This window comes from Paenibacillus sp. FSL K6-1230 (genome assembly GCF_038002385.1).
Classification (GTDB): Bacteria; Bacillota; Bacilli; order Paenibacillales; family Paenibacillaceae; genus Paenibacillus; species Paenibacillus massiliensis.
Genome location: NZ_JBBOCK010000001.1, coordinates 1,597,350 through 1,610,908, shown reverse-complemented (window position 1 = coordinate 1,610,908; position 13,559 = coordinate 1,597,350). Strand labels below are relative to the sequence as shown.

At 47.7% G+C, this 13,559-nt stretch carries 14 protein-coding genes; 6 read left to right on the top strand and 8 right to left on the bottom strand.

Annotated features, from left to right (window positions below):
• Nucleotides 1–27: 27 nt before the first annotated feature.
• The 6 genes from sufU to MKX74_RS07020 all read right to left on the bottom strand — a co-directional run bounded on the left by sufU (nucleotide 28) and on the right by MKX74_RS07020 (nucleotide 5,456).
• Nucleotides 28–444 (bottom strand): Fe-S cluster assembly sulfur transfer protein SufU, encoded by a 417-nt coding sequence (sufU, locus tag MKX74_RS07045; protein ID WP_018886105.1) that lies wholly within the window; start codon nucleotides 442–444, stop codon nucleotides 28–30.
• The gene (locus tag MKX74_RS07040) at nucleotides 434–1,657 is read right to left on the bottom strand and encodes a cysteine desulfurase (RefSeq protein WP_025678211.1); all 1,224 of its coding nucleotides are present in this window, start codon (nucleotides 1,655–1,657) and stop codon (nucleotides 434–436) included. Before MKX74_RS07040 ends, sufU begins: the two co-directional genes overlap by 11 nt.
• Nucleotides 1,654–2,958: a Fe-S cluster assembly protein SufD gene (gene sufD / locus MKX74_RS07035; protein WP_025678212.1), complete on the bottom strand. Its 1,305-nt coding sequence runs from the start codon at nucleotides 2,956–2,958 to the stop codon at nucleotides 1,654–1,656. Before sufD ends, MKX74_RS07040 begins: the two co-directional genes overlap by 4 nt.
• Before the next feature lie 28 nt (nucleotides 2,959–2,986).
• On the bottom strand, nucleotides 2,987–3,769 hold the full coding sequence (gene sufC, locus MKX74_RS07030; protein ID WP_018886108.1) for a Fe-S cluster assembly ATPase SufC: 783 nt from the start codon (nucleotides 3,767–3,769) through the stop codon (nucleotides 2,987–2,989).
• Nucleotides 3,770–4,252: 483 nt separating this feature from the next.
• Nucleotides 4,253–4,870, bottom strand: a complete 618-nt coding sequence (locus tag MKX74_RS07025) for a DUF1802 family protein (protein ID WP_341177896.1) — start codon at nucleotides 4,868–4,870, stop codon at nucleotides 4,253–4,255.
• 115 nt (nucleotides 4,871–4,985) lie between these two features.
• On the bottom strand, nucleotides 4,986–5,456 hold the full coding sequence (locus tag MKX74_RS07020) for a Dps family protein (RefSeq protein ID WP_028592010.1): 471 nt from the start codon (nucleotides 5,454–5,456) through the stop codon (nucleotides 4,986–4,988).
• A 286-nt stretch (nucleotides 5,457–5,742) separates the two neighbouring features.
• Between MKX74_RS07020 and mtnK the strand changes: the two genes are divergently transcribed.
• Both mtnK and mtnA read left to right on the top strand, forming a co-directional pair.
• Nucleotides 5,743–6,969 (top strand): S-methyl-5-thioribose kinase, encoded by a 1,227-nt coding sequence (mtnK, locus tag MKX74_RS07015; protein ID WP_341177895.1) that lies wholly within the window; start codon nucleotides 5,743–5,745, stop codon nucleotides 6,967–6,969.
• Nucleotides 6,966–8,081: an S-methyl-5-thioribose-1-phosphate isomerase gene (mtnA, locus tag MKX74_RS07010; RefSeq protein ID WP_341177894.1), complete on the top strand. Its 1,116-nt coding sequence runs from the start codon at nucleotides 6,966–6,968 to the stop codon at nucleotides 8,079–8,081. The genes mtnK and mtnA overlap by 4 nt, the downstream gene beginning before the upstream one ends.
• Before the next feature lie 137 nt (nucleotides 8,082–8,218).
• On the opposite strand, the gene MKX74_RS07005 is transcribed toward mtnA, so the two are convergent.
• Nucleotides 8,219–8,521, bottom strand: coding sequence for a YunC family protein (locus MKX74_RS07005; protein WP_028592007.1), 303 nt, complete (start codon nucleotides 8,519–8,521; stop codon nucleotides 8,219–8,221).
• Between the two features lie 192 nt (nucleotides 8,522–8,713).
• On the opposite strand from MKX74_RS07005, the gene MKX74_RS07000 reads away from it, so the two are divergent.
• Nucleotides 8,714–9,259 carry a hypothetical protein gene (locus MKX74_RS07000; RefSeq protein WP_018886114.1) on the top strand — a complete coding sequence of 182 codons (546 nt, stop codon included), beginning with the start codon at nucleotides 8,714–8,716 and terminating at the stop codon, nucleotides 9,257–9,259.
• 239 nt (nucleotides 9,260–9,498) lie between these two features.
• Here MKX74_RS07000 and MKX74_RS06995 read toward each other — a convergent pair whose 3' ends face one another.
• Entirely contained in the window at nucleotides 9,499–9,879 is a 381-nt protein-coding gene (locus tag MKX74_RS06995) for a DUF423 domain-containing protein (RefSeq protein ID WP_341177893.1), read from the bottom strand.
• 203 nt (nucleotides 9,880–10,082) lie between these two features.
• Between MKX74_RS06995 and MKX74_RS06990 the strand changes: the two genes are divergently transcribed.
• From MKX74_RS06990 to MKX74_RS06980, 3 genes are all read left to right on the top strand, one after another.
• Nucleotides 10,083–10,550: a hypothetical protein gene (locus MKX74_RS06990; RefSeq protein ID WP_133570146.1), complete on the top strand. Its 468-nt coding sequence runs from the start codon at nucleotides 10,083–10,085 to the stop codon at nucleotides 10,548–10,550.
• A gap of 33 nt (nucleotides 10,551–10,583) precedes the next feature.
• The gene (locus tag MKX74_RS06985) at nucleotides 10,584–11,435 is read left to right on the top strand and encodes a DegV family protein (RefSeq protein WP_028592004.1); all 852 of its coding nucleotides are present in this window, start codon (nucleotides 10,584–10,586) and stop codon (nucleotides 11,433–11,435) included.
• A 269-nt stretch (nucleotides 11,436–11,704) separates the two neighbouring features.
• The gene (locus MKX74_RS06980) at nucleotides 11,705–13,384 is read left to right on the top strand and encodes an S-layer homology domain-containing protein (RefSeq protein ID WP_341177892.1); all 1,680 of its coding nucleotides are present in this window, start codon (nucleotides 11,705–11,707) and stop codon (nucleotides 13,382–13,384) included.
• Nucleotides 13,385–13,559: the final 175 nt, after the last annotated feature.

Here is a 13,559-nt window from a genome sequence, read left to right as displayed (position 1 = left end):
TCCTCATTCTATGATTAATTCGTGATCCTACTGATCAATTCCCTTACGTAGCGCATTCCAAGCCAGTGTAGCGCACTTGATGCGAGCCGGGAATTTGTTCACGCCGGACAGTGCTTCAATATCTTCGTAATCCTCGAACTCGACCTCATCGCCTTTCATCAAGGACGAAAAGCGTTCTGCCAGTTCAAGGGCTTCATTCAGCGTCTTGCCCTTTACAGCCTCAGTCATCATGGAAGCGGAAGACATACTAATCGAGCAGCCTTCACCCGTATAGCGGGCATCCTCGACCAATCCATCCTGTAGCTTGAGCTGTAAAGAAATGCGGTCTCCACATGTCGGGTTGTTCAGGTCGACTGTAACTGAATCTTCCTCAAAACGTCCACGATTGCGGGGATTTTTATAATGATCCATAATGACACGGCGGTAGAGATCGTCAAGTTGCATCGCCAAAATACTCCTTTGTCTGGATTAAGGCGCTGACCAGAGCATCAACTTCCTCTTCTGTATTATACAGATAAAAGCTCGCGCGTGCTGTAGATCCAACATTCAGCCAGCGCATAAGCGGCTGACAGCAGTGATGGCCTGCCCGGATGGCGATTCCTTGGCTGTCCAGTACAGTAGCTACATCATGGGGATGAACATCCCCCAGATTGAAGGTAACGAGACCAACATCTCTGACCGAAGGTCCGTAGATCTGGAGTCCATCAATCTCCTTCAAGCGGCTCATCGCATAGTTGGCGAGCTTGCTCTCATGAGCTTCAATGGCATCCATACCAATCTCCTGCAGGAAATCAATAGCAGCTCCGAGACCAACCGCTCCAGCGATGATTGGTGTGCCTGCTTCGAACTTCCAGGGAAGCTCCTTCCAGCTTGAATCATACAGTCCGACATCGTCGATCATCTCGCCACCGAACTCGACAGGCTCCATTGCCTCCAGCAACTCCTTCTTGCCATATAGCGCACCGATCCCGGTAGGACCACACATTTTATGACCAGAGAGCGTGTAGAAGTCACAATCAAGGTCTTGCACATCGATCTTCATATGCGGAGTGCTCTGTGCACCATCAACGACCATGATTGCGCCACGACGGTGGGCGATCTCAGCTACTTGCTTCACTGGATTGACAACGCCCATGACATTGGAGACATAGGCCATGGAGACAATCTTCGTGCGGTCTGTAATCGTCTTCTCGACGTCTGCAAGCTCAATGCTGCCATCCGGCTGAAGAGGAATATATTTGAGCGTAGCTCCCGTGGATTTGGCCAATTGCTGCCAAGGGATCAGATTGCTGTGATGCTCCATCGGAGTAATCACAATCTCATCGCCTTCACCGCAGTTAGCCTTACCATAAGAGGAAGCGACCATATTCAAGCCCGTGCTCGTGCCACGAGTGAATATAATCTCCTGGCTGCGCCGCGCATGAATGAACCGTGCCACCTTCTCGCGTGCTCCCTCATAAGCATCAGTCGCCCTGCTACCGAGAGTATGCACACCGCGGTGCACATTGGAGTTCTCATGCTCATAGTATTGCTTGAGTGTATCCAGGACGATACGAGGCTTCTGCGAGGTAGCCGCATTGTCCAGATACACCAGCTTGTGACCGTTAATGGTCTCATTCAATATAGGAAAATGCTCACGAATCTGTGCAGTTATCATTGTCCCAGCTTCCTTTCCACTAGACGCTGCAATTGCTGCTGCAAGCCCTCCAGCGGAATCTCCGATACAACCGGAGCCAGGAAGCCATAGATAATCAGGCGCTCAGCGTCCTCTCGGCTCACACCACGGGACATCAGGTAATAGATCTGCTCCTGATTCACCTGACCTACAGACGCTGCGTGACCTGCCGTTACATCATCCTCATCAATGAGCAGGATCGGGTTGGCATCGCCACGAGCTTTGCCGCTTAGCATCAGCACACGCTCGGTTTGTTGACCGTCCGCTTTCGTAGCACCTTTTTCGATTTTGGTAATACCGTTAATGATTGATGAAGCCTCCTCACGCATAACAGCGCGAGTGATCATCTGGCTGGCAGAGCTTTTGCCAAAATGCTGTGCCTGTGTCGTGTAATTCAGCTTCTGATTGCCAGAGCCTACTGCGATAATCTTGGCATCGGATGTAGAGCCGTTGCCACGTAGAATAGTCATTGTATTGCTTGCTGTATTTCCATCATTCAGCTCGCCGACGATCCATTCGATGGACGCATCATTGCCGAGCACCGCACGGCGATTAGAGATATCTGTCGCCAGCTTATCGAACTGATGAACAGACGCATAGCGTATCTTCGCACCAGCCTCTGCGAACACCTCAACGACACCATTATGGAAAATTGGTGCAGACAGCTCACTGGACACATAGTTGTCAACATAGTTAACGGAGCTGTTGCTCTCAGCGATAACAAGTACGTGCGGTACGAAAGCTGCTGAAGCGTCGTCCGTCAGGAATACCGCTTGCAGCGGCTCCTCGATTTCAACATTTTTCGGCACGTACAAGAATACGCCCCCGTTCCACAATGCAGCGTGTAGCGCAGCTACAGAGCTCTCGTCGGCCTTCACTGCGGTATGCAGATATTTCTGAACCAGATCGCTATGCTCCCTTGCTGCTGTCTCTAGATCCGTGAAGATAACGCCCTTGGCTGCAAGCTCAGGAGACAACTTGGAGAAGACTGCTCCCGAATTACGTTGAATTACAAGACCGCCCTCTTGCTGCTCTCCGAGCAGCTCTGCAATGGCTGCAGGTGCCTCTTCCAACGTACTCAACTGCTGCACTGGCTGATGCTGTCCGTAAGCACTCAGCTCCCAACGTTCAATCTTGGTCTTCTCATATACCGGAAGCCCCAGGCGACCCGCCAGCTCCAGTGCCTGAACTCTGCTGTCCGTCAACCAGGTAGGCTCGTTCTTCTGCCCGGACAAGGTACGCAGCTGTTCGGAGTCCACCGGAAGTATGGTTTGTGTAGTCATTCAGTAATCCTCCCTTTAGCTCTGTATCTTAAGCCTCTTGTCCCACAGTTTCATCCACAATGCCGAGTTCTTCCTTCACCCACTCGTAGCCTTCTGCTTCCAGACGCTCAGCCAGCTCAGGACCACCGGATTTCACAATGCGTCCCTGCATCATGACATGGACGAAATCAGGCTTGATATAGTTCAGGAGACGTTGATAGTGCGTAATAATCAAGAAGCCACGATCTTCACTACGCATTGCATTGACACCATTCGCCACAATTCTCAGAGCATCGATGTCAAGTCCGGAATCGATCTCATCGAGAACGACAATTTTCGGGTCCAGCAGCATCATTTGCAAAATCTCGTTACGCTTCTTCTCACCACCGGAGAAGCCCTCGTTCAGATAACGGTGAGCGAACTCTGGATTCATTTCCAGCTCTTTCATTTTACCTTCCATTTGACGGATGAACTTGATGAGGGAGATTTCCTTGCCTTCCTCCATACGTGCGTTGATGGCACTGCGCAGGAAGTCGGAGTTGGTTACCCCGGAGATTTCACTCGGATATTGCATGGCCAGGAAGAGACCTGCACGGGCGCGCTCATCCACTTCCATGTCCAGTACGTCTTCTCCGTTCAAAGTAACGGACCCGCCAGTTACTTCATATTTCGGATGTCCCATCAGTGCGGAAGCCAAAGTACTTTTACCAGTACCGTTTGGTCCCATGACTGCATGGATTTCTCCACCCTTCATTTCCAGGTTGATCCCTTTCAGAATTTCCTTGCCTTCGATTGTCGCTGTAAGTCCCTCAATCACGAAATTTGTAGCCATATAAGTGATGTCCCTCCATGTACGTAGTGTAAGCATGGTGCTCATTCTGCAAGACCTTTATAATCTGCGAAATGATCTTCATGCATTTTCCCAAAATTACAGCCCCGTGACTTCATTTATTTAGAGCTGCCGATCAAACGAAAATCATGTATAATGAAAACAGGCTGTGACTTTCGTCACTGCATGTGACCTGAATTCATGGTTACTAACTTATTTATAATCATTCTAAACTGATTCTCATTGATTCTCAAGTCATTTTATAATTTTGTATTTGCAAATGCAACCAGGCCTCCTCTTGGATGCCTTAGCTACTTCAGGATTTCTCCATAAAAAAATACTCAAAATGAGAAAATAGACTTGACCGCAATTGCCAGTCAAGCCTATTTTTGTTAAGTGATATTCTCATTCAGTCTAAGCTAAGTAACGCATCGTCATCACCAAGATGATGTCTGGCTCCTCTTGTTAACTGCATCACACCGCTAATCACGCCTTGAGCGCTTGCTTGATCTCCTTGACTCTTCGCTCGAATTCCCGGGCGTCCAGCACCGGCGTCATTTCGCTCGTCACCAGACGTGTATCCATGGACAGCCAAGAACGACAGCCTGTATACTCAGGCAAAATAGGCAATTCCACCGGTTGTTCCAGCTTGAAGACTTGGAGCAGAAGCACATGCAAAGGCTGCTGTCTCTTCCACTTTAGCCGCGCTTCAGCAAAATCATCAGTCCACATATGGTAGTCCCTCAGCTTGTCCAGCATCTGCTGATCCACAATCTCAATATCCTCTACCAGCTTGGCATAGGTTCGGATCGTTACATAGCTATCAGCTGCATCCCAGCCTTGCAGAGACTCCTCCACAAAATGGCGATCATTCTCTTTCACCAACTCGCTCCGCTGATGTTCGTAAGTCGGATATAAGAAGAAATCATGACTTTTTAGTTCAAAATGTCTTGTCTCTTCTACAATCCCACCCTTGCGCATAACCAAGATTTGGCGTCCGCTCTCTAATGCTGCAATGGCAGAAGCCCATTCCTTCAATCCGGCAATGATTGGCGTCTCTGGCATAGTCGTATCCTCTCCTTCAGAAGCCTTTGTCGTATACACGCATTATAGCTTCTTTTGGAGCAAGGGAACAACCATCCTTCATACGGGGCAACGGAGTGAATTCAGTTCGGCTTTATCACGGACTCGACAAGATACACTTGTACTAGCTAGTTGATTAGCCGAGATATGAGCGAAGCATCCACATATGCTTCTCAAGGTCAGCTCTGAAGCCTGTGAACATATCGGCTGTAGGCTGATCGTCCGATTTCTCCGCAAGCTCAATTCCTTCCTGGAATTCTTCGCACAGCGTCGCAAAGTCTTCGATGATATTTTGCACCATCGTGTTGGCATCCTCTTTACCATTGGCCTCATGGATGGAGCTCAACTCCAAATATTCCTTCATAGTAGCAGCCGGTGAACCCTTCAGTGTCAGCAGGCGCTCTGCTACCTCGTCCATTTTGAGAGTTACTTCGTTATACAGCTCTTCAAATTTTTCATGCAGTGTGAAGAAATTAGCGCCCTTCACATACCAGTGATAATTATGCAATTTGACATACAGCACATTCAGATTGGCAACCTGACGGTTCAGAAGTTGTTCAACGGATTGTGCCTTTGCACCAGTTTGATTTCCAGTAGTTTTAGCCATGTTGTATCCCTTCCTTTTTAAATATAGTTATATTGCTATATCCTTTGCCACCTTCGATGTGTGGATAAGTGATGACACAGGGAAACGCCAGCTGGCACCTGCTCATCACCGGCCTGACGTCTAATAGTCATTTACCCAACTTCTCATGAATTGAAACGTCGCTGAAGTGGTAATCTTCAAAAAACGTGCACGATTCAAAAAAAGATACAAATCTAAGATGTTTTTGAGTATACTGTTCTAAACCAAGTGAAGCAGTTGGCTTTAGATCCATTGGAGGTGCACATCCTTGTCCCAATATCATCCGTTAACTCCAGCTGAGGTCATCGAGCTGGTCCGTGACATTCCCGATTTTTTTTCTAGCTCCGCAGAGCTAAATTGCCAGGAGATCGGCGACGGAAACCTAAATCTGGTGTTCCATATACAAGATGCTTCCTCAGGCAAAAGTATTATTGTCAAGCAGGCCCTTCCTTATGCGAAGGTCGTTGGTGAATCATGGCCACTATCGCTCGACCGGGCACGCATCGAGCGGCAGGCACTGCAGGAGCAGCATCGTCTCTGTCCGGGACTCGTTCCCGAGGTATATGACTATAACGATGAGCTTGCCTTGACAATCATGGAGGACCTGAGCGGATATACCATTATGCGCAAGGCCTTGATTGAAGGCCAGAGATTCCCGGAGTTTGCTGAACACATCGGTCAGTTCATGGCTAGAACATTATTCCTGAATTCAGATCTGGCACTAGGACCAATTGAGAAGAAGAACAAGGTGGGTTCCTTTATTAATCCCGATCAGTGCAAGATTACTGAGGATCTGATTTTTGACGACCCCTATAGAATTTCGGATAATAACAGCTACTCTCCTTCTATTGAAGATGAGGCGGAAGCGCTGCGTATGGATGGTCAGCTCCACCTGGAGGTTGCCCTCCTTAGAGAGAAGTTCCTTACCCATGCAGAATCACTACTCCATGGTGATCTGCATACAGGCAGTATCTTCGTGACGGCCAAGTCCACCAAGGTCATTGACCCGGAATTTGCCTATTATGGACCGATGGGCTTTGATGTCGGAGCTGTAATATCCAATCTTCTGTTGAATCTGGCAGGACAGATTGGCTGGATTGCGGATACTTCCGCACGTCTGGAGCAGCAGCGCTGGTTACTGGAGACCGCCACGAACGTATGGGGACAATTTGAACAAGAATTCCGTAAACTATGGAGCAGCGAAGCTCTGAAGGACCCACTAGCCGCAAGTCCAGGTTATCAAGATTTTTATATCACCCGACTGCTGCAGGATTCGTTCGGCTTTGCAGGCTGCAAAATGATTCGTCGTATCGTGGGCCTGTCCCATGTAGCTGATATTGATACTATCGCTGATCCTGTGCTCAAAGAACGCGCCGAGCGCTTGGCCCTCGCCATCGGAAAAGCCTTGGTCAAACGAAGCCGTAGCGTACAATCCATTGAGGAGCTCAAGGATATTGTATTGACTGCTGCTGCCGATAAAGGAGAATCCTTATGACATCGTATGAATCTACTGAACAACCTAGCAAGCAACAGACCGAACCGATAACTGCTCCATCTTCTACTGAGGCACCTGTATCTTTGATCTGGAAAAGAAATCGCCTCTCCATGCTGGATCAGCGTCTACTACCAGAATCCATTGTCATGCTGGACCTCTACACACCTGAGGAGGTGTGGGAGGGAATCCATGCCATGAAGGTCAGAGGCGCTCCAGCCATCGGAATGGCTGCTGCGTACGGAGTAGTGCTTGGCGCTCGCAAGACTGACGCTGCGGATGCAGCTGGATGGCTCCAGCAGGTCGAGACGGTCAGTAGCTATCTGGCGACGTCCAGACCTACTGCAGTCAATTTATTCTGGGCACTCGACCGCATGAAGCAACGTGCACGCGAACTGATCGTGAGTGGTGATGTTCATAGCTGGAATAATGGGCTAGAGCAAGAAGCCATCCTCATTCAACAAGAGGACGAGCAGGTATGTCGCAGCATTGGTGAGCATGCATTGCCACTATTCGAGGACGGCATGGGGGTACTTACGCATTGTAATGCGGGTGGACTAGCAACGGCCAAATATGGTACCGCCCTCGCTCCCATGTATTTGGCACATGAGCAAGGGATTCACCTTAAGGTATTCGCTGATGAGACACGCCCAGTACTTCAGGGGGCTCGTCTGACTGCCTTCGAGCTGCAGCAGGCTGGTATTGATGTTACGCTTCTATGCGACAATATGGCAGGCATGGTTATGTCTAAAGGTTGGATTCAGGCGGTAATCGTGGGTACAGACCGTGTAGCAGCTAACGGAGATGTGGCCAACAAAATTGGCACCTATAGCGTTGCGGTACTCGCCAAAGCTCACGGAATTCCTTTCTATGTCGCCTCTCCGCTCTCCACCATTGATCTTAACACAGCTACTGGAGCGGATATTCCAATTGAAGAGAGATCGGCTGAGGAGGTCACAGCAGGTTTCGGCAAAAATACAGCCCCTGCGGGGGTCAAAGTCTATAATCCGGCCTTCGACATCACCCCTCACGAGTATGTAACAGCGATTATTACCGAGAAGGGAATTGTCAGAGCTCCTTTCAAGGAGAATCTTGCCAAGCTATTTCAAGATTAGGGATTACAATCCTGCTGTAAAATTATATGTCAAGCAAGAAGCGCGAGCCAGCCTGAAGTGTAGCTCGCGCTTTTATGATCGTCCTAGTCCATGAGCTTGCATGACAATTGCGCCGAGAAGTTGAGACGAGTATAGACTCATACCATTTTTACAATAGCCTCGTAACCTCTCATTCCTACTTGTACGCCTATTTTTTCAGCTTCCAAGGTAACGGATTCGAGCGGAGCATCAAGTAGTTCCTGGAGTGTGCGCACTCCAACGGCTCTGCCCGCAATAATCTGTCGGTTAGCCAATCGCTCATTTAGCAGTCCAACATCAAGAGCACCGCACATAATATATCCGCGGGAAGTAGAGATCGTTAGCAGTGTAGTTTTTGGGAGCTTGACCTCGACGCCGATGAGCGTGTGTTCACCTATCTGTATTGGTTCCATACGAATCATACTGCTCTGAACACCTCCTTCGATCTGCCATCTGAATCAGTGTATGCATCACGATAAGCGAGGTGTGGACATTGGGCAAGCGATCTCCCGAATTTGATACAAATTTTAATATTAATGGTCTGTTCTGATTGAACGATTAGTGTTATATTGGGATTCAGTAGATTTTAAATGGAATCAGGGGCTGGAGGAATTATGAGTAACGTACCACCTAATGATCAAGCTGGTAATGATCAATCAAGTTTTTTGTTTAATGTAGATGTGTTAATTCAGGGTAAGTCGAATGCTGTCGCTTTTCAGTCCCTTCTGGAAATATTCAACACCAATAATCAAGTCGCTGATTTCCGCGTTCACTCCGGGATCGAGCTTGGTAATCTGATTGAAGCAGCTTTGTACCTTAAGAAAAAGTCCCTTTCAGAGAAAAAGTCAACTTCACCAACCTTGGTTCGTGGTCAAAAGAAACCGCAAAAGTCCGATGCCACCATCAAAAACAATACCGATGACAAACCTGCCCAATCGGCTCAAAGTCATCAGTCCTTCATGCATGAAATGATCCACTCGTACATTCAGAAGAACTCGTTGGTTCGACTCGTTGTGAACCGATACGGTGGCCAGCGTAGTATCCCATGTCGAATTCTTAATCTGGACAAGGAACAGAGCTTGGTCAGCGTATACCATGTTGACGAGAAGCAGGTCTATTCCTTCAAGCTTAACGAAATTGATGAAATCATCGGCACTTAAGCTGATCTGAACCTTGTCGCGTTTGCCTTGCTACGTATCAACAAAAAAGCCTTCTGACACACGGGCGATTTCCGCAATCCCCATATGTCAGTAAGGCTTTTTATTACTCCGCAATTATTTCTCTGTAACTTAATTCTCTACAGCTAAATGCTCTGCATCCTCTATCCGAACTTCCTATTCCAGCTTTGTTTCCATTTGTTTTCCTTGTGTTCAACTAAGACTAGATTGATGCTGTCCTTCTAGCCCTGTTGTTTTTTCAGAGCCGCCCAGAACAACAGGAACCAGCCCGTTACAAAGCATACCCCACCGAATGGGGTAATGGGACCAAACACACGAGCACCAGTAATGCTTAAGAGATACAAGCTCCCTGAGAACAGGACGATACCTGTAAATAGCAATCGAGCCGACCATTTCAACAGCCCGGACTCACCCCACTGTCCCATTATCACAGCTACAACAAGCAAGCCAACTGCATGAATCAGATGATATTTGACACCTGTCTCATAGGTAGACAATGCATCTACTCCTATAAGGGGCTTAAGCGCATGCGCGCCAAAGGCACCTAACCCGACACCCAGCATCATCAATAAAGCACCAATCATAAGCCATCTACGCTGCATCTCGTATAATCTCCTCATATCACATTGTAATGTTATTGCATATTCACCTGTTGCTGTAGCTCCTATTGTACTATAAATAATGTCTTGCTGCTGATTCGTCCAGGCATTTTAGCGTGTAAGGATAGGTGTATCTCTTGCATTTTCGTTCATAATTGGAGACAATAAAATGTGGCTGTATCAGCTTAGAAGGAGAGGATCAATCTATGGATCAGCATTCCATTGAGCCATCACAACAATACCATTCTAGCTCGGACTCCCCTGCCTATGATAATTATAGCAAGCAGGGACGAATCAAGCATTCCGGACCTGGCATAGCTTCATTTATTATTGCGATCCTAACGATTGCAGGGTTTGTCGCTTCCTTTATCGGAATCTCAATGTATATCGTCAATCTGTTCCAGCATGGTACAATCACAGAAGAAAGTCTTGTACAGACAGGGATTCTTGGCTTTGTGCTACTCTTTTTTGCCTGCATTATTCTGAATGTGGTCGGAGTCATCCTTGGTATTGTTGGACTTGTCCTGAAAAAGCGTAAGAAGATATTTGCCATTCTCGGTACGATTCTGAATGTATTGATCTTAATTGTGCTGGTTGGACTGATTACGTTTGGTCTTAGTCAGGTACCTGGCAGCACGGAGATGTATTCAGCTATGTCCAGTCGTTCCTGGTAAGGACCGACATCGTTAAGGAGGAATTTGTAATTCATGTCGACTATAAAACTTTTCGTGGATAGCACCAGTGACCTGCCACTTGAATGGGTCGAGCGGTATGATATCAGTATTGTACCGCTATATACGGTGTTCGGGGACGAATCACTAAAGGATGGGGTGGAGATTACCCCAGACGAACTCTTTGCGAGAGTATCTGCCGAGGGGAAGCTTCCCAAGACTGCAGCCCCCTCACCAGCAGATTTCATTGAGGCCTTCACCCCATACATAGAGCAGGGCCAGTCCATCTTATATATCAGCCTGTCTTCAGAGCTCTCATCTACATACCAAAATGCTGTCATTGCCTCAGGCGAATTTGCAGAGGGACGTATCGCTGTTTTTGACTCCCTGAATCTATGCTGCGGTATTGGGCTTCTAGTGATGAAAGCAGCGCGGGCCCGCGAAGAAGGACGTACCATGGAGGAAATTGTTCAGCTTCTGACACTGGTGCGTCCACAAGTCGATGCTGAATTCGTTATCGATACGCTTGAGTATTTGTACAAGGGTGGGCGTTGCTCCGGGATGCAGAACCTGATCGGTAGCCTGCTCAAGATCAGACCTGTCATCAAGGTCATTGATGGTAAAATGACACCGGCCTACAAGGTACGTGGCAAGCGTGAGAAGGCCATTGACCAGATGCTTAACAATGCGCTATCGCAAAAAGATCGCATGGATAATGACTTAATCATTGTCGTACATGCCCTGGCAGAAGAAGACGCTCTCCGGCTTCAGCAGATTCTCAAGGAACAGACGGGAGCTCGTGAGGTGGCTATGTCCAGAGCAGGCTGTATTATATCTAGTCACTGTGGTCCTCAGACCATCGGTATCTTCTATGCCAAGCAAATCTGAACCAGCTGATATTATTTTGTAAAAATCTTTTGTAAACAGAACATTGGATTTACCAATACCCCGTCACTACGGGGTATTTTTTTGTCTACGGTCGTTCTTGGGGAACTCTCTCGGGCCTCGCTGCCTTACTAACTACTAACTACTAATTACTAATTAGTAATTGCTTATCTAAAGCTACCTTCCTATTAAAGGTTTCCAGCAATTGAGCAATGCCTGCTTCATTCTTTTTTGTTACGATGGTCCGAAGAATATATTAAGAAGGGAATATCATGAAATCATATATTACTAGAAACGGCTTGGTCCGCAAGCTTCTGTTAAGTACACTGCTGCTTATGCCTCTGGCTCCTGGGGAATCAAGCCCGGTCATGGCACAATATATCAGCTCTAATAACTCAAACAAGGCAGCAATCATTACCATGCCCTTTGAGGATATCTCCACCAGCTATGCCAAAGAATCTATTATTAATATGTACAGAAAAGGTTATCTGGCTGGTACCGACACCAAGCACTTCTCACCATACGCCCCAGTTACACGAGCGGAGTGGACGACAATCATCAATCGGATCCTCCAGCTACAAGGAGTCCATGCTTCAGTTCCCATCTATCGTGACGTTAAGCAAGGTGCCTGGTACTATCCACAAATACAGGCGGCGGCACAATTGGGGATTGTTCAAGGTGCCAGTGCATCCTTCTTTTACCCGCAACAGGCTATACATCGGCAAGAGGCCGCTGTCATCTTAAACAGGCTGCTTCCAGCCTCCACGGTTGGGCCTACCATCGTTAACATTTGTCCTCATTACCATGATGGTACGAACATAAGTAAATGGGCTCAGGACGCCGTCTGCAGCGTCAGCAGTCGTCAATGGATGACAGGTCACAATGGTTATTTTTATCCACAAGCTGTCCTTACACGTCAAGAAGCAGCAGTGCTGTTGGAGAGAGTCCTGTCCACTGTCTCAAGCAATTCGACTTCCGTGAGTAATAGTGCGAGTCCTATTCAGCTAGGGTGGCAGTATAACCAAAGTACGGAGGCTTATGAGCACTCGGTTATGAACTCTAATATTAATACATTATCCCCACGCTGGTTCTACACAGAGAAGAACGGGCAATTAGCGAATCACGCTGATCTTAACTTGGTTGCTTGGGCCAGCCAACACAATAAGCAGCTCTGGCCTATGCTCGGTAATCATTCAGATGCTTCACTCACACATGATCTATTAAATAGTCCTTCCCAGGTAGGAGCACTGATTCAGCAGATTACTGACGCTGCCGATGCTTACGGATTAGACGGGATCGTTATGGATTTTGAAAATGTGAATGCCGAGGATCGCCAGCAGCTAACAGCATTTGTTCGCAACCTATCTGCTCAACTCCACGAGCGAGGAGCAATCCTCGCCATATGTGTATCCCCTGACCTGGGAAGTGAATGGACCGCTGCATTTGATTATAGAGCGCTGGGAAGTAGTACGGACTACATCATTTTAATGGGATATGATGAGCATTGGGCTGGACGAGCCGATCCAGGCTCCGTCTCATCACTACCTTGGCTTCGTCAAGGGCTAGAGAGATTGCTTGCATCAGTTCCTACAGACCAAATCATTCTGGGCCTGCCTTTGTACACAAGGGACTGGGCGGTAACCCCTGCACAAGCTACTGCCTTCGTTACAGACATTACCCTTAATGAGCAGACACTTCGCCTGCCACTAATGACAGGACGTCTCTACTGGAATGAAGCTCTGGGTCAGTATCAGGGCGATTATATGGTAAAGACACAGAAGCATAAGCTGTGGCTGGAAGAAAGCCGATCATTGAGCTTGAAGTATATGCTAGGCACAGAAGCAGGCATTCGGGGATTTGCTTACTGGTATACTGGAGCTGCCGGAGATGAAATATGGACTAGTCTTCGTAATGCCCAGACGTTCGCGGATCGTCGATTTATTGCACCTTAGTGCCTAGACTGTTAATAGCAGCAGGAGTATTGGAACATAAGTAAGCCTTAATGAAATCCTGAGTCCATTGTAAAAGCAGCGACTGCTCAATTCGAGTCATGAGGACCGTGAGCGTCGCTGCAGTGTATATTCTATCATGCAAAAAATACAATAAAAGCAAAACATAAAATCATGA